Genomic DNA, 22,290 nt, shown 5'->3' on the forward strand with positions numbered 1-22,290 from the left:
AAGTATATGAATGATAAATAGCTTAAAAAACCTACTGTACTCTAATTCTATCGGGAAATTATTAGGCTTCTTAAGAGAGATTCTATTGGCGTATATATTTGGCACTGGATCTGTCATTGATTTCTTTAGATTATGTAATAGTCTAGTATTAACTCCATTAAATTTATTTGTCGGAAATAGTCTTCAACAAGTATTTATTCCTAACTACAAGAAAAAAGATAACAAAATACAATTTGTTTTGAGCATTAGTATCATGATTCTGATATTGAGTATAATTCTTTGTCTTTTCCTTTTTATCTTTGCAGGTGAGATAATTAAATCATTCTTAGGTGCAGGCTATACAGATGGAGAAGTACATATTGCAATTAATTTCTTGAAAATTTTCACCCTAGGTATTCCATTTTATGTATTAAACTGGATGATAATTTATACGTTAAATAGTAATAAGAACTTTAAAGAGAATGGAAGAAATATATTAAATTTCAATTTAGTATTAATAGGCGTAACTGCTATTTTCTTGCTATTTCCAAATATTTATCTTATACCAGCTAGTTTCGTTATTGCCAATATTTTTATAGTAATTCAACTTTGTTATAAATATAGTAAAAAGATTAAAAGAGCTTTAAGATCTTTAAAGAAATTGACTTTTGCTCTTGTATTCTCAGAGAATAGATCATTTTTATCATTATGGATGCCTTTATTAGTGTATTCACTATTTATGCAAATATACATATTAGTAGAAAGATGGCTATTATCTAAGGAAAAGGGATTAATTGCAGCAAGCGAGTATGCGAAAGTAATTATAGATACGCCTATTTTTTTATTAACTTTACCATTAGCAACTATAGGATTGACTTATTTCAATAGAAATGAACGATCAATTACTAATAAGATAGTTTCTATGTTGTTTTTTGTTACTTTAATATCCATAAGCCTGACATCTATGTTGTTTATGAATCAAGAATCCATTATTAGAATGTTGTACTATAGAGGTAATTTTGATGAAGAATCATTAACTTTAGTACTATCTATTTTGAAATTCTATATCATTGGGTTTGCTTTCTTTTCAGTTAATACATTTTTATACCGCATTTACAATGCAGAGTTAAGGAATAAAGAACTATCATTAGTTATTATTTCAGCGCATATAATTGCTTTTATATTTATGATTGTATGTTACCAATTAGGTTACAAAGTGAATATTATTGTAGGTTATTCCTTTATTATTCTTAATGCTATTCAGTTTTTTATTCTAATTTGTCGAATTCGGTTAAATATTAAATCAGTGGTTCGTTCTACTTTCTTTAAGAAGTTGTTACTTATTAACATCATTTATGTTCTTATTGGTTTTATAATCTTTAATTTAAACGAGAATCAATTTATTCATTACTTGTTAATAATACTTTGGATCACAGTTTTTTTATACTCAGCTTACATTTTAAAAAAAGAGGTAGATTAAACAATGAAACTTCTAATGTTCTGGCATGCTGGAGGAGTTCCTTCATATTTTGAACGATATAAACAGCTTGCAAAATACTATAAAGATGTTGTAGTGGTTATACCTAATCATTGGAATGAGGGGGGGAAGAAACTTACAAACTTAAAAGAAATTCAACTTTTAGATAACTGCAAAATTATACCTATAAAAACTAAATTTTATTCAAAGCAAACAACGTTAATATATAGTAAGCGTGAAGTGAAAAACATACTAAAGAGCTTTGACCCCGATGTAGTACATATACATGAAGAACCATGGGCGTTCAGTTGTTTCCAATTAATTAAACAATGTAAGAAAATAATGAGGAACAGGGGGAAAATAATAGTAGATTCAGCCGCTATAAATCTTTCTAGAACTTTATTTCCATTCTCTTATATAGAAAAAAATACATACAAGAATGTTGATTTTATTTTTGCACGGAATAAAGAAGTAATTGAAATTCTTAAACAAAGAGGGTATAAAGGACCAACTCACCTACTTGGAAATGGTGTAGATACTAAGTTGTTCAAAGCTTCTCCAATTCCTTTCCAAAATAAAAATGATATAATTTTTGTGGGGAGAATCATAGAAAGCAAAGGAATATTTACTTTATTAGATGCTTTTAAAGAATTAATACATAGTGAGACTCAGTATGAAGGTAATCTTATATTTCTAGGAGATGGTAGTGATAAAAAAGAATTAGAAGAGAGAACGATTAATTATAAGTTAACTGAAAGAGTGAAATTTTTTAGTAGAGTAGATTCAACAGAGGTATCGAATTATATTCAAGATGCAAGAGCACTAGTTTTACCTTCAATATCTACAAAGCTCTGGAAAGAACAGTTTGGTAGGGTTATTATAGAGGCTCTAGTTGTAGGCAGACCAGTTATAGGATCAACTTGTGGTGAGATTCCAAATGTTATTGGTAATAATGAATATATTTTTACAGAAAACAATGTTGAGGAACTATTTAGTAAGATGAGATATATTATTTCAGAAAAATTTACTGATAAGATTAATGAAGATTTGACGGAAATGCGGAATAAAGCAATCGATAAGTATGATTGGGCAAGCTTAGCTAAATATCACTACAAAATTAATTTAGAGAGGTAATTTAAATGGAAAGTAGAAATGTTGTGTACCTCTTATCAATATTTGGATTAATATTGTTTCTTTTTAGTTATTATTCTCTTTCCTTTAAAAGGGGATATAAGTTTGATTTATGGCACATGGCTTTAATTATTTCTCTTGTTACACCTTTCTTCGTCATTAGTTTTTTTACTTATGATATTAAAAATATGCAATATATTGGGGGGGCATACTATAGTGCTTTGCCTTATGTTGAAAAAGCTGCTTTCATAAATATTATAGGGTTTCTATTTTTATATGTAGGTTTATTTATTCATGATATGTATGCCAGAAAAAGAATTGTTGAAATTGAAAAAGTATACATAAACTTCAAACAAGGAATTAAGTCTTTTTTTGTTTATAAGACAATAAATCTCATAAATATCATTATGACTTTGTTAGTCATAATGATTTACGGTCTTTTTACAATAAAGTATGGTTTTACTTTAAATTTTCGTACATTCTTATTAAATGACAATCTTTTACGACCAATATTTAATTTTACCCTCACCTTTGCAAATATATTTATATTATCTAATCTGTGTTTGTATATTTATACTAAGAAATATAAGTATATATTTTATGCTTTAATTTTTTGTGCACCTACGTTCTTCTCAGGGAGTCGTAGTAGTCTATTGTGGCCAATAGTCTATTTTATAGTTGTATTGGCAATACACTATAGGCACAAACTTAAAATGATAACTATACTAATTACCGGTGGGGTATTGTTTGTAGTCGCTATTATGTTAAGTAAATTAAGAAGTTTAAATACTACTAATGCAAGACAAACAGGCGTATTTGACTCTATTCTGTATGGTAATAATTTTTCTGATTTAAGGGACTTTGCTTGGCTGCTATCTGGTTTTCAAGATAGTTTTCTTAACGGTAGAACATATTTAGCAGCATTACTTACTTTTTTACCTAGTTCGATAAGCGAATATAGAAGCGAGTTTTCATACGCTAGAGCTACACTAAAGTTTGTTGGAATAGATCCTGACCACCACGCTGGATTAAGAGGAGGTATATTTGCTGAGAGCTATTTTAATTTTGGGTTTATTGGTGTGATGTTAGGTGGTATTGTGATTGGTTTTGCACTTAGATATTTAGATGTGAAGATGAAAGAGTATATGAGTAAAGGTAACAGTGACATTATGGACATCGGTTCTGTTATGATTATGTACTCATTTTTGCAGGCGTTTATGATAACTAGTGGTTTCTGGAAAGCTTATTTTATTTTTGCTATTGCGGTCGCAGGTTTATTAATAGCAACCTTCTTAAGGAAAAAGTTAAAGCCTATATAAATATAAATACATCTTGATAATTTACATTGTCTTAAGACACAAGTACCTATCTTATCGTTCCTATATGATTCAGGATAGTATAAGGTAAAAAAACTATGGACACTGCAATAATCTTTAGCATCATAATAAAAATCTGGACGGCCAAATACTATTTGAAAAGTGAGATAACTATGAGACACTCCCCACCTATTCTCATGCTACCATTTCAGTAAGAACAGTTTACTGAAATGGGGGATCCATAATGATAGATATTCACTGCCATATCTTACATGGTCTGGATGATGGTCCGAGTACGTTGGAGGAAAGCTTGAAGATGGCGGTGGAAGCTGTATTTGAGGGAATTGATACGATTGTGGCTACTCCACATGACCAGAGTAAGAATAGTTATAATAACCGTCAGAGGATATATACCAGTATAGACGAATTTAATGAAGTATTACGAGATGAGGGAATTCCGTTACAGGTTCTCCCTGGACAGGAGACGCTTGTTTCAAATGATTTACTTGAAGAGCGGGATTTTATGGACTTGCTTGCGGTTAATACGAATACAAGCTATCTTTACTTGGAGCTACCAGAGAATCCGCTTCCTAGCTATGTAAAACAATTAATACGGGAGATGCAGGCTTCGGGATTTCATCCGGTGATTGCTAGTCCGGAGAAAAATGTGTATGTAAATCAACAGCCGGAATTTCTATATGAACTAGTTAAAAACGGCTGCTTCGTCCAAATCGCTGCAGGCAGTATTAATGGGGATTATGGCGGGAAGGTTCGAAAATTCACGCAGCAGCTGATCACTTCCAATCTGGTTCACTTTATTGGATCAAATAACCATCAATCTGGTAAAGGCTTTGGTTTGTTGAAGGCTTATCAGGAAGTTGGAAAACAATTTGGCAATCAAGCTGCTTATATGTTGATGAATAACAGTTGGAAGATGGTAGAAGGCGCAGTGGTTATAAGGGAAGAGCCTGAGAGAATAGGCAGAAAAGGGCTTAAAAAGCGGTTTGTATAATACATAAAAAGAAGCGACACAGCTGCTCACTGTGTCGCTTCTTTTTTACAATGCTAGCATATCAGTAAGCTTTTGAATCGCCTTCTTCTGATGACGATAAAAAGTGGCTCTGCTCATATTGCATGCGGCTGCTGCTTTAACTGTATTATTTGGGTGACGGACGAAGCTGTTCAATAATACTTCCTGTTGTTCACTGGAAAAGCCGACTGGATTATGGAGAATTTGCATAACCTTTTGTTGCACAGCATGTCCATCTCTACAGTCTGTGAGCAACCTGCAATATTGGCTTAGCTCGCTAGGCGACTGAATGGCTTGAAGAATACGCCGCACTTGATTTATAGTCAAGCTGTTATTCTTTTGTTCTTCCGGCATCATGTGCAAAACCCAATCACCGAAAGGGCGTGTACGCAGGTCCAGTTCCATAATTTCTGCTTTAGACCAAGATGTATCACAGCTTGTATCTGCTGTAGGGCGGCTCTTAAATCCTATTGTACGCAGGAACTGTTTCAGTGAATCATTCGTAGCTACGATTATAGCTCTTCTTCCAGACTCTAATTTTACAAGCTGTTCGACAATCAGCATTCCAACTAGTTCCTCCCGTGTATAAGCAGTCAGGTTATCCTGTGCTGATACTAGGATAGGGATATAAGTATCCGCTTGCAGTGCTGCTTGCCGGCAACTTTCTGCCGTAAAAATAGCATTTAGCTCAGTCTTAAAATGTTGGAGCAGCAAAGGAGCCGTTCTCGTAGTATAAAGCAGCACGATGAACATGCCGATGGGCTTATTATTAAAATCGCGTAAAACCGTTATACTGTCTGGTTCTGTATGCACAACTGCATTCAAGAAGTCATGGTAGTTCTGGTTATGTTCTTTATCTACACTATAAGAACACCAGTCCTCCAAAAGTTCATGAAGCAGAGGAAGGTCACTAGCAATTAGATTGCCTGTTCGAACCTGATGTATTCGCTGCGTAAAACTTGCATAAGCATTATGTTTCGGCCATATCGCTTGATTCATCTTGAGCAGTGCAGATGCAATAATTACCCGATCCGTTTGGGAAGCATATGTAAGCTCTTGATAAAGCGCCTGCATGCAAGATCGATGAAGCTGATAAAGTCTTGTCGGCTCCCTCAGTTGGAAGTCTTGGAGTAAGTAACTCTTGGCTACATCATGAAGCTTCAATCCATAAGGGTGCAGATCAATGAAAGACAGTATCTGAAGATTGCGATAATCTTGCAGGCTGACCTGCCGCCCGAGTACAGCTTCCAATATCTCTTGATTGGCATATTCCATGACAATCAGTACTTCAAGTAGCGGATGGAGTGAAATAGCTGTCACTTCTTTTAATATTTTAGCACTGATCGTTTGACTAACAACTCGTACATCTGGATTGGTACTCGTTGTCAACATGTCTACTGCTAAGGCAAGACTTAAAGGCAGCCCGTCTGTATTGTTCGCTAAGTCTTGAATTTGTTTTGGAAACAAAGAGGTTGTCTTTTCAATATATTGTACCGATTCTTCATAGGACAGATATTCCAGGGGGAAAGAGAACGTTTGTATATGCGAAATGGATATAGGCAAAGGCTTTCTAACTGCAATTGCTATTCCAATACCATTAACAGCTAGTTGAGGAACAAAGGTATGCAAGAACCATTCTTTTAATTCTGCAAGCTCCTCGAAATGATCAATACAAATGAGTAGTCTAACTCCTGCAGGGTTATGGAACAACACATCTAAAGGTGTCCCTTGATGGAAGGATTGTAACAGGCTATGAACATATTCGATAAAACTTGCTGGTGTTTGCGGACAGGCGTTGCCATCCAGAAAAATAGTTCTGAAGTTTTCTTTTTTGGCAAGATAGTTTATCCTTGCCAGTAAAGAACTTTTCCCAATACCGCCCATACCAGAGATAACGAATAAAGCAGACCTTGCATTACTATTTTTTAACCAGTCCTGGAATACTGTTAATTCCTTTTGGCGACCAACAAATACTGTTTGTCGTGCTGCCGGATCAATGGGGACTATTCCTTCCATCACACGCTATCCTCCCTCACTGTTATAATCTACTAATACTATAAGAATATATTACTATATTTTAAGGAAGTAATAAGAAAAATGACAAAATAAGACAAAAGATAGTGTGATTAATTGCTAAAACATCACGTACATTTATACCGGTTTTTATACATACTAAATAGTATAAATAAGATCATATTAGCTTGTTATGAAATTAGATTATTTATACTGGATATTCTTTGCAAAAATTATAAAAACTATATGCCATATAGGCATTTCATGCTATTATCTTTAGTAGGTATTTTCAGAAAGGCGGATCAACGTGACCTTACAACGTCAAACGCGCAAAAAGAAGAAAGTGCGCAAATTCAGACTGTTCATGATGGTATTCCTAATCGCTTTCTTAGCGATAGGGGGTTATGCTGCATATCAATATATCTCTGCATCACTGGATGCTAACGCAGATAACAATTTAAGTGATGATGTGGTATTCAATGGCTCAGATGAGAATGTAGATAATGTCAATGTACTTGTAATGGGAAGTGATTCACGCGGAGAAGATGGTGGACGGGCCGACACCATTATGATTGCTAATTATAGTTCTGATACAAATCAACCAAAGCTTATCTCTATTATGCGCGATACGTATGTGAACATTCCGGGCTACGGTTATAACAAAATCAATGCAGCTTATTCAATTGGAGGACCGGAACTAGTACGTAAGACAGTAACCGAAAACTTTGGTATTGATATTAATTACTACGCAGAAATTGATTTTAAGGGCTTTGAAAAGCTTGTTGATGCTGTAGCACCGGGCGGAATTGAAGTGACAGTAACACCGGAAATGACAACTGATGAGAAAGCATTGGGTGTCGAGTTAACAGAAGGGACACAGAAATTGCATGGAAAAGAGTTGCTTGCCTATAGCCGTTTCCGTCATGATGCGAATGGTGATTATGGTCGGGTACAACGTCAGCAGGAAGTCCTTGGCAAGCTAAAAAAAGAAGTGGCTGAAGTGACGACTGTTGCAAAGCTGCCGAAAATGATAGGGATTGCGAATGGTTATGTCAGCACGAATGTCCGTAATGGGTTGTTATTGTCGATGGGAACAGATGTCCTCAGAGGAAAAACCGAGGATATGGAGACAATGCGCATTCCCATGGACGACACCTATCATGATGCCCGCTATGATGTAGGGGCAGTGTTGGAATTTAATGTGGGCGGTTTGGAACAGAACGCCCAAGAAGCTCAAACCTTCTTAAATCAGTAATAAAGACCTCTTCTTTTTACAATTTTACGGAAAAGAAGAGGTTTTTCATGATATAATTTAATTTCCAATGGTAGCAGAATAAGGGGGAAATGGTTTTGGGTAGGAAAGAAAAACGCAAAAAGAAAAGAACTTGGCTGAAAGTCACTTTAAGTATTATAGCGGTATTAATAATTGCAGTAGCAGCAACAGGTATCTACGCTGCCAATAAAGCGAAGACAACAGTTAACACAATGCAAAAAGGCTCAGACTCGATTGATATGAAACAATCCGCAACAAAAGTGAAGGATCAAGAGAAGTTGAATGTATTGCTGCTTGGAGTAGACGAGCGTGAAGACGATGCTGGCCGCTCTGATGCATTGATGGTATTGTCGCTTGATCCGGCAAATGATTCTATGAAACTAATAAGTATTCCTCGTGACTCCCGTACAGAGATTGTAGGCCATGGTACGACTGATAAGATTAACCATGCCTATGCATTCGGCGGCGTGGATATGGCAATTGATACGGTAGAGAACTTCCTTGATACAGATATCGATTATTTCGCAGAGATGAACATGGAAGGTCTGTCTGACTTTGTTGATGCAGTTGGTGGTATTACAGTTAATAACCAGCTGGACTGGATTGATGAAGGATACTACGAGAAGGGCTATCATTATGCACAAGGTGAAATCCAGCTGGATGGACCAAAAGCAATGGGCTATGTTCGTATGCGTCACTTGGATCCTGATGGTGACTTCGGACGTAATGCTCGTCAGCGTCAAGTAATCCAAGCGGTAATAGACAAAGGTGCAAGCACCAATTCTGTTAGCAAGATTGACGATATCTTGGGAGCGCTAGGCGACAACGTTCAGACAAATATGGACTTCTCTACGATGACTGACCTGTTCAAGAACTATCGTAATGTACGTCAGAACTCTGAGAATTATCAGATCCAGGGTGCTGGCACGACCATTGATGATATTTATTATTATGAAGTTTCACAAGAGGAACGAGATAAAGTCCACGATATGATTTCCTAAAAACAAAAAGAAACAGCCTTCCAGTTATCGGAAGGCTGTTTCTTTTATCTCTATTAACACCCATATTTTGTCTTAATCTGATTAGAAAGCCTTGTCCTTGTCTGTGCTATCTGAACTGTTTTTAGCTGCTCCGTTCTCACATCAACTAGCCTTATCTCTCTATTTATACCTCAAAATTTTAATGATACCCTTTATATTGTGTATGTTTCTCATACTAACTAAAGACTGCAAAAAGGAGCACACAGCATGAAGCAACCGTTAAAAATAGGTTTAATTTGCTTAACATTATTGCTATCATTCGTCATCCTTCCCATAAACCTTTCCCCTTCCACCTATGATAAAACAAAGGTGGTTTTTAATTCCTACGACTACAATGATTCGCTATACTATGTAACGAAAATCTATTATCAAAATGAGATTGGGAAGACGTCACCGGTTAAAAAGGCGTATGCAAATGATGGCTTCGGCAAGGGGCTAGAAGAGGTACTATCCTTTTCGGAGCGGCAGGGTCCTAGTGTGGCGATTAATGCCAGTGTATTCAACCCCGAGAAGGGCGAGGCATACGGTATTCAAATGAAAGAAGGAGAATTCCAAAGAGAGAATAGTGATTTGGGTAATAGCTGGCTGCTGGGCAGTGATCATGCAGGACGGCTGTATACGTTTCAGTCGCGGGCTGCAGATAATGAAATTGAAACGAAGAATATCGTGAATACGTGGCAAGGTTTCTTTCCTTTGGTTGTAGACGGAGAGTGGAAAAACTACTATCGCTCTTATTCTATTCCAAACATAAGGATCGATAATCCTCGGCAAATCATTATGCAGGATTATTACAACAATACATACATCTATACATTTGATGGCAGGACAGAACAGAATAGCGGAATTACGTATACGGACTTTTATCACATCATCAAAAATAAAATCAAATACATTCGGGTTGCATATGTGCTGGATGGAGGAGGCAGTACATCTCTTGTCCTAGATGGAAAGGCAAAGAATGATTTAATTGGAACTAGTAAGGAAAAAGACGGGAGAAAAGTTGCTGATTTTATCTATTTCGACTAAAAATTATCATTACTTTCGTCATCTTTCGTGGTTAGAAGGATAAACCTATAATTTTAAGCGAGTGTAAATTATCTTTTTTAATTGTAAATTATTTGTAAAGATATGATGAGAGGAGACAGCAGATTGTCCGTTTACAGCGAAGTATCTAATGGCTCTCTCGTTTTCAAGGATGGTTTACTGGACTTCAATGGTTCGGTGAATTTGATTACGAGAAAGAGAAGCTCGAATAAGAAGTACTATGTGTATGATGCAGCAGGCCAGATTATTTCGGAAGAGAACGACGACCATCATAACGTTACGATTAAGGAAATTGTCTATCACAAAGGAAAACAAGTAATCTTTTATTTGGACAAGCGAATGAGATTGTCCTTCATTGTGACTCGTAAGCATAAACGACTCACGGAAGAGCAGATTATTGAAAAAGCAGAATTAGCTCCTTCTCAGCGCGTCTTAAGTATTCCTCTTTTTAATATGATTTTGTTTATCGGAGTATTGCGATTCAGGTACACCAATATACAGGAATATGAGATTGCCCTTGGATATGACAAAAAATACAGGTATCCAATTAAGTATTTGTTTTCGAATGGAATACGTGAGAAGAATACATTCAATACAAGTAAGTTGAAGCTTTTATGTCATACATTCTTTTGCATTATACCAACCAAGGATTTGGAAAGAATATACGTAGAAACAAGCTCGATCAACTTACCGATGTTCCTTCGGATACATAACGACACAGCGAATTATTATTATCCGTTCAAGAAAAATGGTTTTGATAAGTACAGCCGCAAGCATTATCTTTACAATACGTTCAATTACCGTGTAAGCAAAAGCTTATCTGTATTTATCAGGAAATCCGTAACAGGGCAGTTAGTGCTTGTGTACTCGAACAAGCTGCATAAATCAATCGTAGTGAAAGAGGCAATTGCGTATGTGATTGTAAAACTATTCGCTCGAAAAAATAATCGGATCCTTCTTTTTGAGAAGTTTTGTGAAGGAGCCAGCGAATCAGCTTATGTAATCTTTAAATATGCCAGGCAGCAAAACGATACGATGGCAAGGTTCATTATTGATAGCAAATCGGACTTATACCCAGCATTGATCAAACAGTTTGGCAGCAAATACATAATCAAGAAAAATACGCTAAGAAGCTTTTATAATATTTTCAAAGCAGATGCTTTGATTTCATCAGATTTAGCTACTCATATCCAGCGTCGCCTATACGACAATGATCGATTGATCAAGAAGAAGATACTAGATAATAAAAACAAAATATTTTTGCAGCATGGTGTAGCTTTAGCAACAAATGTTTTTGAAAGAGGCTACTTTAATAAAAGAGTGCCGATTGCACCGGACTATATCGTAACGAGTTCCAGAAGAGAAAGTCGGAATTTTTTGAAATATGCAAATTACACAGAAGAAGACATTATACCTACTGGCCTTCCTAATCTAGATCTGTACGTTGAATCAAAAGAGACAGTCCAAAAAGAAGAGATAACCTTCATGCTTACATGGAGACCATGGGATCTAACAGGCGGCAAAACAGAGGGATCCTATGTGGGAAGGTACATCCAATTCATCCGCATGATTAACAGTGACCCTTTCTATGAGGGAAAAAAAATCAATGTAGTGCTGCACCCGAAAGCAAAAGTGATACTGCGTGATCAATTCCCTGATATCTATGCTGAAATAAAGTCCAAGCTATATGCAGGAGATATAAAAAATATTCTACTTAGAAGTAAGGTGCTCATCTCTGATTATTCATCAGTTACGTTCTACGCTTTTGCTGGTGGAAGCAATGTGATCTTCTATTGGGAGGATAAAGTAAAGGCTGAGAAGGAATATGGTGCCCGGAACATCCTTCAGAAGGAAAATGCATTTGGCGACATCATATATGATTTCAATCAATTGAATGCTTTTATCCAAAGCAATTATGCACAGGAGCAAAAAGCTGCTTACCAATCGAAGTTCAGTTTGATGGTTGAGAGAACTGACGGAAACAATACGAAAGAAACATACAACTATATACGTAATATTCTCGATAAGGAGAGGGGATTGGCTGATGTTGAATATCGAAATAAAAGGTTCTTGCGTAACGAGAGAGTCCTTCAATTATCAGGACAAGAAAACATACAAAGTAAATAAATATATCTTTCAAAAGCCTGTAAAAGTCATCTCCACTGCTCCAGCAGCTCTTGATGATGAGGCTGCTATTATCAGAGAAATAAAGCTGCAGCTTACCAATAATGAAAGTGTCAGCGACTTTGTACTGAAGCAAGTGGATGATAGCTTCACAAAACAGTTTATTATTGGTGGAGCAGATTACTTCATTTTCGATTTGATTGATGAACGGATGCCAACACTTAGAATAGGGGAGTCCTATGTGGAACGCCGACCAGAGATACAGAAGGTTCTGGAGAGCTTCGGAGTGGATTTTCTAAATGAGCCGGGGAATGCAGAAGATTTATACGGATATATTGATACCTTTATCGAAGGTCTGCAGAAGTATTATCCTCTAGAACGGGTCATCCTGCATAAAGCTTTTGCACAATTTAAGGTTTCAGATGGGGAGCAGCTTGTACCTCTTTCTTATACCTTTCCTGATGAAGGTCATCGGAAATACAGTGCCAGAAGAGCAGTTGAGACTAATTTATTTCTAAGTTCGTTATACGAATACATTGAATCTAAATATCCTGAAATTCATATTATTGAACTTAAGCATATGGACTACTATTCCACTCATGACCACGTGTATGGTCGGGGCTACTATCATTATAATGAAGCATATTATAAGGACTTCTTATCCGAATTAGATAGCATTGTGAATGGGAATCCAGTTGACAACGAGAAGCAAGTGAAAATTGCTAATGACAATCTTCACCTCTTTAAGCTTCAGCAAAACATACTGGATATTACCTCCGGATTTGATACAGATAGAAGACTACTATTAACAGAAATACCAGATCATAAGCCAGTGGATGCTCTTTTCCATGATAAATCTGGTATGAGAATTTGTAAGATTTACTATCCTAACGGTTCAAAACGTGGGTACATGTTTTATATAAGGAATAAGATTATAGCGAAAGTAATTATTAAAGAAGGACATCATTATATCTACACGCCAGATGAGGCGGGTAAATTCGCGGCGGCAATTGCTTGGAGCGCTCAAGGATATCGGTTGCTGCGAGAGGGAAGTCAATATATCGAAAAAGCTAATGAAGTATCGATCGTTATCAATAAACTTCAACGGGTTAAAATTTTATTTAGAAAAGATGATTTCTCTATCCTGCTTTACAACTACAATGCGTTAATTGCGAGACATGAGTTCCAGCAAGGGTTCCTGCATACTGCCAGAGTATTTTCTGCAAATGGGAAGCTCCAGGAAGTACTGTATGCAAAAGGATATAAACGAGCCGGAAGAATGTCGTCGTCTTATAAATATGATGAAGATGGTAATCTGGAGAATAAAACAGATTTTTATCTGGATGGCAGTCTGTACACGAAACTAGAGTACAATACTGATGGAACTTACTTCCGAAAGATATTTTACAAAGAAGATAAACCGCATCGAGCAGTTCAGTTTCAAAATAACAAACAAGTGAAACGCTTTGTATATTATCCAGATGGATCTTCGTTGCAGCAGGAAGTAGACTTTTTCGAGAATGGTACGAGAAAGAAAGTAACAATTTTTAATCTTGATGGCCACATAAAGAGAGTATTGAGCCGAGAAAATCCAAACGAAAATCTCTCCATTATGGAGGTAGAACTGCAGCAGGTTTGATTGTAAAAAAACAGATGTTCAATTGAACATCTGTTTTTTAGTTTGTCATGCCGAAAATAGAAAAGAGCTGTTCTTTTAACAGCTCATTAGAATCAAAGCAAATCGCTATATCCGTCAATCACGAAATAAATCGTTAAGATCATCATTACAGCTAGTAATACTAACATGGTGTAGAAGAAAGCCTTTTTACCTTTAGATGGTTTAGAATCCATTATACTGCTCCTTTTGCGTAATCAATAAGAACATCATACCACGCTTGTCTTACATAATTCCAACGTTACTTCTCATACTAACAGGACGAGGAGGGAACGGGAATTGAAAAAGCATCCAGGTAATAACGGGCAGGGCAAGACATCGAATACAGGTAATATGAAATGGTGGCAGCTGTCGCTTATCGGGATTGGCTGTACGATTGGAACGGGGTATTTTCTTGGTTCGGTAATTGGAATTCATCTGACTGGAGCTTCAATTATTATTTCATTTGTAGTTGCTGCAATAGGAACACTAATCGTTTTTCTATCTTTGGCAAGAATGACAGCAAATGATCCACAGGAAGGGTCGTTTTGTTATTATGCAGGCAAAGCTTTCGGTGGCTGGGCTGCTTTTAGCTGCGGTTGGAGCTATTGGTGCTCGAATATCCTGATCATGGGCAGTCAGCTGACTGCGATTTCACTCCTAAGTCAGTTCTGGTTCGAGAAGGTTCCTTTGTGGGTATTTTCTGCTATTTACGCAGTGCTGGCGATTATCGTTGTGTTAGCAGGAGCTAAGGGATTCAACAAGATGGAGAATATATTTGCGGTTGTCAAAACAGCTGCAATTACAATGTTCATTGTGTTGGCAGCACTTGTCTTATTTAATGTCATCTCTACGGAATCAACGTATAAGCCTTTTGAAGAATCCTTCTTGCATGATGGATACAAAGGGTTATGGGCTTCACTTATTTATGCTTTCTACGCTTTTGGGGGTATTGAAGTTATCGGATTGATGTCCATGCAGTTGAAGAAGAAGGAAGAAGCTGCAAAGGCGGGGACAGTCATGCTAATTGGTTTGGCGATACTTTATGTCGTTTCACTGCTGTTAGCAATCAGTATGGTCAAAACGCACGATTTCAAAATGAATGAAAGTCCATTTGTTACAGCACTATCGAAGACACCGCTTGATTTCTTTCCGCATGTGTTCAATGCAGCTGTTATCATCGCAGGCTTCTCTACTTTATGTGCAGCGCTATTTGCGGTAACCAATCTGCTTGTTACGTTAGCAAAAGATAAAGATGCGCCACAGCTTTTTGCCAAAAAGCTGAAGTTTAAGGACTTGCCTTTGGCTAGTATGTTGCTAGCTGCAGTAGGTCTGCTTGCAAGTATTATCACAGCATTATTATTGCCCGGGAAAATTTATGAGTACATCACTACAGCGGCAGGATTGCTGTTGTTGTACAATTGGTTGTTCATTTTAGCTTCTGCTTGGAAAAACGAGAAATTCAAAATGGGCAATAAGCTAGTTACAATTTTTGGGGGTATTCTGCTGCTCGCAGGAATTAGCGGAACAGCAGTTGAAGCCGAAGTACGTCCAGGCTTATATGTAAGTGCAGGCTTTGCTGTACTTATTCTGATTATCGGCATTTGGGTAAAACGTAAAAAATCAGAGCACACTCAAAATGCCTAAATATCCAAAATAGATCCCGAAGCCAAGCAAAGACATTCCAGAAACAAGAGTGATAAGTCGAAGTAGCCGATCACTCAGAAAACGGCGAAGACTGCTGGATAACAGTGCAATCACATTATCCCACAGAAACACACCGACAAAGATGCTTATCGTATAGAGTAGTAAATGGTCTGACTCGCCTCGCTCGACAATCTTGGCGAGTACAGAGCCATAAACGCCGACCCAGAACATAATGCTGATTGGATTGACGAGAGCAAGAAAGAAACCATAACGAAGCCCTTGGAGCGGAGCCACTGTCGTCATACTGGCACGAGTTAGGGTCCGTGTTTTCAGAACACTCTCTATACCAAGATAAAGGAAGACAAAGCTGCCGAAGAAATAAAGAAAAGACTGGACGACCGGAATCATGATCACATGATAAAATCCAAGATACACAAGCAGCATATATAGGATATCTGCCAGCATAGCACCGAACCCAACAGATAAACTTTGCAGGAATCCGCCGCGGATTCCTTTTTCCATTTGAGCGGCATTGACTGGTCCGACTGGTGCGGATAGACTTACTCCTAATAATATATAATTGAGTATATTACCCATGCTTGGCCTCCTTTTGGCTGACTTGTACAGCCTATTCAGAGCGACGGAAGGGTAGTCCAACTTTTTATTTTACAATTTTTTAATACACTGATTGAAACACGCATTTCATTTTAGAAAATGCGTGTTTTCGTTTTGATTCTATCTATTGCGACAGATCTTGCAGTTAAGCAACTGTAAAATCTGTAAAAATGGGCGTTTTCTGCTTCAAGATGTCGAATATGGTAAATTAACCCTTTTCTTGCAAAACATACGATTATAAGACAGAATAGCGAGGGGTGAACAAAAAGTCCTAATTTTGCCAAGGAGGGTAGAGGTTGATAAGCTGTTCTGCCCATAAAAAACTAAGGGAGAAGATACCGATGTCGGACATTCGCAATATTGATTTTCATAAAATTCTCGAGCAGTACAAGAATATGATTCATTACCATATCCACCGATTAGGTATCCGGGACACCCACGACGAGTTTCTACAAGAAGGTGTGATGGCATTATTTTTTGCCTACAACGGATATGATGAAACAAAAGGCACCTTCGATTCCTATGCCAGTCACATGATCCGTCACCGACTCATCGACTACCTCAGAAAAATCATCCGCGAACAAGAAAAGACTGACCTCATCGTCAATGAAGCCCACACAAAGGAAGCAATTCAGCAGGAAATCGACTTAATCGAAAAACAAGAATTTTGGAAGCGTGTTAAACATACACTGACTGATAAGCAATGGAAATGGGTGTACTGGTACATAATCCATGGTTATGCAGTGAAAGAGATTGCCGAGATTGAAGGAACTACAGAAGATGCAGTGAAGAATTGGGGGAAAGAAGTGAAACGTAAGCTCCGGGATAGTACATTCATTCAGGAATGCAAGAAGTAAGAATAAAAGGGTGCATATTCATGCACCCTTTACATTTTCATTAAAATTGTAAATTTAATGAAAAAATACAGTAAATTATATCCGCAAATTGGATATTTTATAGTAAACTATTAACATTATCATTAGAAAAAAATGGCTTAAGTTATAGCTTAGTAGAAGTGTTTGTACACCTCGAAATAAGAAGGGATAGTAAAAATGAAGAAAATTGCAATTGTTGGAACAGGATATGTAGGCTTAGTAACCGGAGTGGCACTTTCAGATATCGGACATGATGTCACATGCGTGGATATCGACGAGACGAAAGTTGCCAAGATGAATCAGGGCTTGTCTCCAATTTATGAGCCAGGTCTAGCAGAATTAATGACCAAAAATATCGATAGAGGCAATCTTCATTTCACAACTGACCACAGCATCGCCTTCCATGATGCGGATGCCATCTATATTGCTGTTGGTACCCCAGAGAGAGCGGACGGTTCTGCTAACCTTGACTTTGTCCAACAAGTAGCAAGAGACATTGCTGCTCATGTAACGGACAAAGGGGCTGTTGTTGTCACAAAAAGTACTGTGCCTGTCGGTACGAACAAGCTTGTGAAGCATTGGATTACAGAAGCACTTGATCGGGACGTGCAGATTGAGGTTGTTTCCAATCCGGAATTCCTTCGCGAAGGCTCTGCTGTATACGATACATATAATGGCGATCGTATCGTAATTGGTACAGAGTCTGAAGAAGCAGCAAATCTAATTGAAGAAATCAATAAACCATTCGGCGTACCGGTATTCCGTACAGATATCGAAAGTGCCGAAATGATTAAATATGCGTCCAATGCCTTCTTGGCAGCGAAAATTAGTTTCATCAATGAAATTGGTACGATCTGTGGTAAGCTTGGTGCCAATATAGAGGATGTTGCTAAGGGAATGGGTATGGACAAACGTATCGGCGATAAATTCTTAAATGCTGGTATCGGTTATGGCGGCTCTTGCTTCCCGAAAGATACGAAAGCACTCGTTCAGATCGCCGGTGGCGTGAATCATACATTTGACTTGTTGGAATCCGTTATTAATGTAAACAACAAGCAGCAGCAAATTCCTGTTGATATCGCACAAATGGTCCTTCGCGGCGGACTGGAAGGCAAGAAAGTGGCTATGCTTGGCCTTGCATTCAAGCCGAATACAGACGATATGCGCGAATCAGCAAGTATTGTTCTTGCACAGAAATTGACTGATCTTGGTGCGAACATCTCTGCTTTTGATCCAATCGCTATGGACAATGCGAAGCGTTTGCTTCCAGAGACAGTTCATTATGCAGCGAGTACGAAGGAAGCACTGCAGGATGCAGATGTAGCAATCATCGTGACAGAGTGGGATGAGTTCAAGGACCTTCCACTAACTGTTTTCGAACAGCAGATGAAACAGCCGATCGTTATCGATGGCCGTAACTGCTACCCGCTCAGCTATGTAGAAACAGCGAATATCGATTATTATTCTATCGGACGACCTTCTGTCATCCGTGCGAAAAAATCGAATCAGCCAGCAAACTAATTCAAAGCCGACAGCTTCTGCTGTCGGCTTTTTCTATGCCTGCTCCCGGAATTTCCGAGGTGTGAGGCCAGTATGTTTCTTGAATACTTTCGTGAAATAGCTTTGGTCGTGAAAGTGAAGCAAAGCACAAATATGCAATAGTGATTGATCTGTCAGCCGCAGTAAGAGCTTAGCTTCCTCGATACGCAAATACTGGATATAGTTTCGCACGGGCATGCCTACTTCCTGTTTGAACCGAGCGGATAAGTAAGTCGGATTCATCTTTAGCATATCGGCCAGCTGCTTCAGTGTGAGAACCTCGTAAAGATGCTGGTAAATATAATGGACACAATGCGCAATTTTACGCGAATAAGTTCCTGCTTTTATTTCGCTTACTTTTTCAGCAAATGCGCACAATGCTTCAGTTTGAAGTCGTATAAGTGCAGCTAGATTTGTTCTCTCTTCAATCTGCTGGATATACACATCACTCATCGTAAAGGCAAGCTCAGATGCCAGCCCTCCATTGATTGCGGCCCGTGTTGCTAATGTGATTGCTGTTATAGCCAGATTCTTCCGGTTTCGCAATGCATTTTGTTTCGCCAATGTTCCGCTTAATTCATCTGGAAAGCTTTGCAGCTGTTTCTTGACGAGTTCCGGCTTGCCAGCGCGAATACAGTCGAAGAGCTTTTCCTCTAAATAAGGGTGATGATGGAAAGTGATATTCTGTCTATTTTCAGCTGATTGAATCATTGGTAGCTCAAAGGAGGTTGTTTGCAGTGCATCCACCTCTAGTTCTCGCTGGTACAGCATGTAATAAGCGAGTGAGCCAATATCAATCAATTTATCCTTTGATAGGCTTGAATCTAATGCAGGACCAAGCTGCAGCATTCCGCCGTTATCTTCAAATGGTATGTAAAAAGAAAACCCAGTAGCTTCTTCTTTGAGATATGGAGCATTAGAGAGTGAGCCTTCTGACTGATATGTTACAGGTATAGAAAAAGTCTGATGAAGTAATCGTGTGACAGTGGACCATTCGTTCGGCATACAGAACCTCCATTGCAGAAAATAGAAAGTAACTACCAAAAAAACGAAATCAATACCAGAAATGTAATCGTTATCATTATATCATAAACATGCAGGGGTTTTGTAATAGGACAACTGGAGGAGGTGCCAAGCATGTATCTTGTAGTCGACATCGGCGGAACCTTGGTCAAAACCGCTTTGATGGATAGAGGCGGCAAAATCATTAAAAAGGACAGTCGACCAGCTTCCAGGTTAAATATCGAAGCTTTCGATAAGATATTGTTTGCTAGCATCGATGATATGTACAGCGAGGATGTTCGTGGCATTGCAGTCAGCACGCCAGGAGCTGTCGACACTGACACCGGTGTTATTTATAATGGTGGGTCTTTTCCGTTCCAGCATGGCGTGAATATGAAAGCAAAACTCGAGGAGCGCTATGGTGTGACAGTTGCTGTAGAAAATGATGGCCGCTGCGCAGCTCTCGCAGAGCTTTGGCTCGGCAGCCTTAAGGACAAGCGCGATGCTATTGTCTTAGTACTTGGCAGCGGAGTAGGCGGCGGTATCCTCATGGATGGCAAAGTTCATCACGGCCGTAATCTGCTGGCCGGAGAACTGAGTTATGTGATGGAAGCAGTTGACGAAGAATCAAAGAAAGCCAGCTTTTTCGGAGGAACTGGTTCTGCGGTCAACATGATCAAACGTATCAACCAAGAAAAAGAAGTTGCGGATGTCACAGATGGAAAGAAGGCATTCGAATTTATTAATGCAGGCGATGCTGCTGCAAAGCAGATTTTTGATGAATTTTGCCGGAGCATTGCTGTGCAAATTTTGAATCTAAAATATATTTTTGATCCAGAAGTGTTTGCTATTGGCGGCGGCATTAGTGCGCAGCCAATCGTGACAGAACGAATTCAGCAAAGCGTAAAAGAGCTAAAGCAAGCGAATCCATTCCACGTAGCTGATCCAATCATCGTCAGCTGCCATTATCAAAGTGATGCGAATTTATATGGAGCGCTATATCATTATTTAACAGAACACGAAAGAATAGGGAGGAACTAAATCATGGCAGAAGTGAAAAAAGAATTTCCACAAGGTTTCCTATGGGGGGGCGCTGTTGCAGCTAACCAGCTCGAAGGTGCATATCAAGAAGACGGCAAAGGCTTGTCGACGGCAGATGTGTCGCCTGACGGTATCATGTATCCAACATCTGAGGATCCAGCTAAACTGAATCTGTATCATGACGGTATCGACTTTTACCATCGTTACAAAGAAGATTTGGCATTGTTCGGTGAGCTTGGTTTTAAATGCTTCCGTACAAGCATCGCATGGACGCGCATTTTCCCGAATGGTGATGATGCAGAGCCAAATGAAGCAGGATTGAAATTCTATGACGATTTGTTCGATGAAATGCGGAAACAAGGCATGGAGCCTGTTGTTACTATTTCTCACTATGAAATGCCTTTGAATTTAGTGAAAAAATACGGTGGCTGGCGTAGTCGTGAAGTGATTGGCTTCTACGAGAAGTTTGCAAGAACAGTACTAGAGCGCTATAACGGCAAAGTGAAATACTGGATGACGTTCAATGAAATCAATGTTGTGTTGCATGCACCATTCACAGGTGGCGGACTAGTGTTCGAAGAAGGCGAGAACAAGCTGAACATCATGTATCAAGCTGCGCATCACCAATTCGTGGCTAGTGCATTGGCAGTAAAAGCATCCCATGAAATCAACCCGGAAGCGCAAATCGGTTGTATGATTGCTGCTATGACAACATACCCGCTCACTCCAAATCCGGATGACGTCTTCGCAGCTTTGGAGCAGGAACGTAAAACATTGCAATTCTCCGATGTGCAAGTACGCGGATACTATCCGAATTATATGAAGCGTTACTTCGTGGAAAACGATATCGAGTTCAAGGTTACTGCAGATGATGAGAAAGTTATGCGCGAGCACACTGTCGACTATATCGGCTTCAGTTATTACATGAGCTTCATCGCTACAACAGATGAAGAGAAGCTGAAAGAAGCAACAGCGGCGAACCTTATGACTGGCGTGAAGAACCCTTACTTGAAATCCTCTGAATGGGGCTGGCAGATAGATCCGAAGGGATTGCGCACAACATTGAACATTCTTTCTGATCGCTACCAGAAACCATTATTCATTGTTGAAAATGGTTTGGGTGCTGTAGATAAAGTCGAAGAAGACGGCAGTATTCAGGATGATTACCGCATCGATTATCTGCGTGCTCATATCGAACAAATGAGGGAAGCTGTAGCTGACGGTGTTGATCTTATCGGGTATACGACTTGGGGACCGATTGATCTAGTCAGCGCCTCTACAGCCGAATTGAAGAAGCGTTATGGCTTTGTGTATGTAGATCGCGATAACGAAGGCAATGGCACATTGGAAAGAACGAAGAAGAAGAGTTTTGCTTGGTATCAGCGTGTAATTGAGACAAACGGACAGGAACTTTGATTTGAAAGGCACCTTGCTGCTCAGCAGCAGGTGCTTTTTTGGTATATTGTGGGTGCGTATCCATTGAACTACTA

At 38.6% G+C, this 22,290-nt stretch carries 17 protein-coding genes; 14 read left to right on the forward strand and 3 right to left on the reverse strand.

What is annotated here, in order from left to right; all coding sequences use genetic code 11:
• Positions 1-10: 10 nt before the first annotated feature.
• The 4 genes from GZ22_RS15155 to GZ22_RS15170 all read left to right on the forward strand — a co-directional run bounded on the left by GZ22_RS15155 (position 11) and on the right by GZ22_RS15170 (position 4,915).
• Positions 11-1,459, forward strand: a complete 1,449-nt coding sequence (locus tag GZ22_RS15155; RefSeq protein WP_038564256.1) for a lipid II flippase MurJ — start codon at positions 11-13, stop codon at positions 1,457-1,459.
• A 3-nt stretch (positions 1,460-1,462) separates the two neighbouring features.
• Positions 1,463-2,590 (forward strand): glycosyltransferase family 4 protein, encoded by a 1,128-nt coding sequence (locus GZ22_RS15160; protein WP_038564259.1) that lies wholly within the window; start codon positions 1,463-1,465, stop codon positions 2,588-2,590.
• A gap of 5 nt (positions 2,591-2,595) precedes the next feature.
• On the forward strand, positions 2,596-3,906 hold the full coding sequence (locus GZ22_RS15165) for an O-antigen polymerase (protein WP_038564262.1): 1,311 nt from the start codon (positions 2,596-2,598) through the stop codon (positions 3,904-3,906).
• A gap of 241 nt (positions 3,907-4,147) precedes the next feature.
• Positions 4,148-4,915: a tyrosine-protein phosphatase gene (locus GZ22_RS15170; RefSeq protein WP_038564264.1), complete on the forward strand. Its 768-nt coding sequence runs from the start codon at positions 4,148-4,150 to the stop codon at positions 4,913-4,915.
• Positions 4,916-4,960: 45 nt separating this feature from the next.
• On the opposite strand, the gene GZ22_RS15175 is transcribed toward GZ22_RS15170, so the two are convergent.
• Positions 4,961-6,952 (reverse strand): ATP-binding protein, encoded by a 1,992-nt coding sequence (locus tag GZ22_RS15175; protein ID WP_123921912.1) that lies wholly within the window; start codon positions 6,950-6,952, stop codon positions 4,961-4,963.
• 301 nt (positions 6,953-7,253) lie between these two features.
• Here GZ22_RS15175 and GZ22_RS15180 point away from each other — a divergent pair, with 301 nt between their 5' ends.
• The 6 genes from GZ22_RS15180 (at position 7,254) to GZ22_RS15205 (ending at position 15,728) form a co-directional block, all read left to right on the forward strand.
• A complete protein-coding gene (locus tag GZ22_RS15180; protein ID WP_051748335.1) occupies positions 7,254-8,201 on the forward strand; it encodes an LCP family protein in 948 nt (315 codons plus the stop codon).
• A gap of 89 nt (positions 8,202-8,290) precedes the next feature.
• Positions 8,291-9,220, forward strand: coding sequence for an LCP family glycopolymer transferase (locus GZ22_RS15185; RefSeq protein ID WP_038564270.1), 930 nt, complete (start codon positions 8,291-8,293; stop codon positions 9,218-9,220).
• 246 nt (positions 9,221-9,466) lie between these two features.
• On the forward strand, positions 9,467-10,285 hold the full coding sequence (locus GZ22_RS15190; protein WP_038564272.1) for a phosphodiester glycosidase family protein: 819 nt from the start codon (positions 9,467-9,469) through the stop codon (positions 10,283-10,285).
• A gap of 123 nt (positions 10,286-10,408) precedes the next feature.
• Positions 10,409-12,430 carry a CDP-glycerol glycerophosphotransferase family protein gene (locus tag GZ22_RS15195; protein WP_051748337.1) on the forward strand — a complete coding sequence of 674 codons (2,022 nt, stop codon included), beginning with the start codon at positions 10,409-10,411 and terminating at the stop codon, positions 12,428-12,430.
• Positions 12,348-14,066, forward strand: coding sequence for a DUF6270 domain-containing protein (locus GZ22_RS15200; protein ID WP_038564275.1), 1,719 nt, complete (start codon positions 12,348-12,350; stop codon positions 14,064-14,066). Before GZ22_RS15195 ends, GZ22_RS15200 begins: the two co-directional genes overlap by 83 nt.
• A gap of 369 nt (positions 14,067-14,435) precedes the next feature.
• Positions 14,436-15,728: an amino acid permease gene (locus GZ22_RS15205; RefSeq protein WP_051748559.1), complete on the forward strand. Its 1,293-nt coding sequence runs from the start codon at positions 14,436-14,438 to the stop codon at positions 15,726-15,728.
• Here the strand turns inward: GZ22_RS15205 and GZ22_RS15210 are convergent.
• Positions 15,705-16,325 carry a LysE family translocator gene (locus GZ22_RS15210; RefSeq protein ID WP_038564280.1) on the reverse strand — a complete coding sequence of 207 codons (621 nt, stop codon included), beginning with the start codon at positions 16,323-16,325 and terminating at the stop codon, positions 15,705-15,707. The two genes, GZ22_RS15205 and GZ22_RS15210, sit on opposite strands and share 24 nt — an antisense overlap.
• A gap of 359 nt (positions 16,326-16,684) precedes the next feature.
• Here GZ22_RS15210 and GZ22_RS15215 point away from each other — a divergent pair, with 359 nt between their 5' ends.
• Both GZ22_RS15215 and GZ22_RS15220 read left to right on the forward strand, forming a co-directional pair.
• The gene (locus GZ22_RS15215; RefSeq protein ID WP_038564283.1) at positions 16,685-17,200 is read left to right on the forward strand and encodes a sigma-70 family RNA polymerase sigma factor; all 516 of its coding nucleotides are present in this window, start codon (positions 16,685-16,687) and stop codon (positions 17,198-17,200) included.
• A 195-nt stretch (positions 17,201-17,395) separates the two neighbouring features.
• The gene (locus GZ22_RS15220) at positions 17,396-18,739 is read left to right on the forward strand and encodes a UDP-glucose dehydrogenase family protein (protein ID WP_038564286.1); all 1,344 of its coding nucleotides are present in this window, start codon (positions 17,396-17,398) and stop codon (positions 18,737-18,739) included.
• 33 nt (positions 18,740-18,772) lie between these two features.
• On the opposite strand, the gene GZ22_RS15225 is transcribed toward GZ22_RS15220, so the two are convergent.
• On the reverse strand, positions 18,773-19,762 hold the full coding sequence (locus GZ22_RS15225; RefSeq protein ID WP_051748339.1) for a helix-turn-helix domain-containing protein: 990 nt from the start codon (positions 19,760-19,762) through the stop codon (positions 18,773-18,775).
• A 132-nt stretch (positions 19,763-19,894) separates the two neighbouring features.
• Between GZ22_RS15225 and GZ22_RS15230 the strand changes: the two genes are divergently transcribed.
• Together GZ22_RS15230 and bglH are read left to right on the forward strand one after the other, a co-directional pair.
• Positions 19,895-20,800, forward strand: a complete 906-nt coding sequence (locus GZ22_RS15230; protein WP_038564289.1) for an ROK family protein — start codon at positions 19,895-19,897, stop codon at positions 20,798-20,800.
• 3 nt (positions 20,801-20,803) lie between these two features.
• Positions 20,804-22,216, forward strand: coding sequence for an aryl-phospho-beta-d-glucosidase (bglH, locus tag GZ22_RS15235; RefSeq protein ID WP_038564292.1), 1,413 nt, complete (start codon positions 20,804-20,806; stop codon positions 22,214-22,216).
• Positions 22,217-22,290 lie beyond the last annotated feature (74 nt).

It is taken from the genome of Terribacillus saccharophilus, from assembly GCF_000725365.1.
In the GTDB taxonomy this organism is placed as follows: Bacteria; Bacillota; Bacilli; order Bacillales; family Amphibacillaceae; genus Terribacillus; species Terribacillus saccharophilus.

Coding starts and splice junctions, on each gene's coding strand:
- GZ22_RS15165 (WP_038564262.1), top strand. CDS start 2,596: ATGGAAAGTAGAAATGTTGTGTACCTCTTATCAATATTTGGATTAATA.
- GZ22_RS15205 (WP_051748559.1), top strand. CDS start 14,436: ATGAAATGGTGGCAGCTGTCGCTTATCGGGATTGGCTGTACGATTGGA.
- GZ22_RS15200 (WP_038564275.1), top strand. CDS start 12,348: ATGTTGAATATCGAAATAAAAGGTTCTTGCGTAACGAGAGAGTCCTTC.
- GZ22_RS15230 (WP_038564289.1), top strand. CDS start 19,895: ATGTATCTTGTAGTCGACATCGGCGGAACCTTGGTCAAAACCGCTTTG.
- GZ22_RS15185 (WP_038564270.1), top strand. CDS start 8,291: ATGGTTTTGGGTAGGAAAGAAAAACGCAAAAAGAAAAGAACTTGGCTG.
- GZ22_RS15155 (WP_038564256.1), top strand. CDS start 11: ATGATAAATAGCTTAAAAAACCTACTGTACTCTAATTCTATCGGGAAA.
- GZ22_RS15190 (WP_038564272.1), top strand. CDS start 9,467: ATGAAGCAACCGTTAAAAATAGGTTTAATTTGCTTAACATTATTGCTA.
- GZ22_RS15220 (WP_038564286.1), top strand. CDS start 17,396: ATGAAGAAAATTGCAATTGTTGGAACAGGATATGTAGGCTTAGTAACC.
- GZ22_RS15160 (WP_038564259.1), top strand. CDS start 1,463: ATGAAACTTCTAATGTTCTGGCATGCTGGAGGAGTTCCTTCATATTTT.
- GZ22_RS15210 (WP_038564280.1), bottom strand. CDS start 16,325: ATGGGTAATATACTCAATTATATATTATTAGGAGTAAGTCTATCCGCA.
- GZ22_RS15215 (WP_038564283.1), top strand. CDS start 16,685: ATGTCGGACATTCGCAATATTGATTTTCATAAAATTCTCGAGCAGTAC.
- bglH (WP_038564292.1), top strand. CDS start 20,804: ATGGCAGAAGTGAAAAAAGAATTTCCACAAGGTTTCCTATGGGGGGGC.
- GZ22_RS15225 (WP_051748339.1), bottom strand. CDS start 19,762: ATGCCGAACGAATGGTCCACTGTCACACGATTACTTCATCAGACTTTT.
- GZ22_RS15170 (WP_038564264.1), top strand. CDS start 4,148: ATGATAGATATTCACTGCCATATCTTACATGGTCTGGATGATGGTCCG.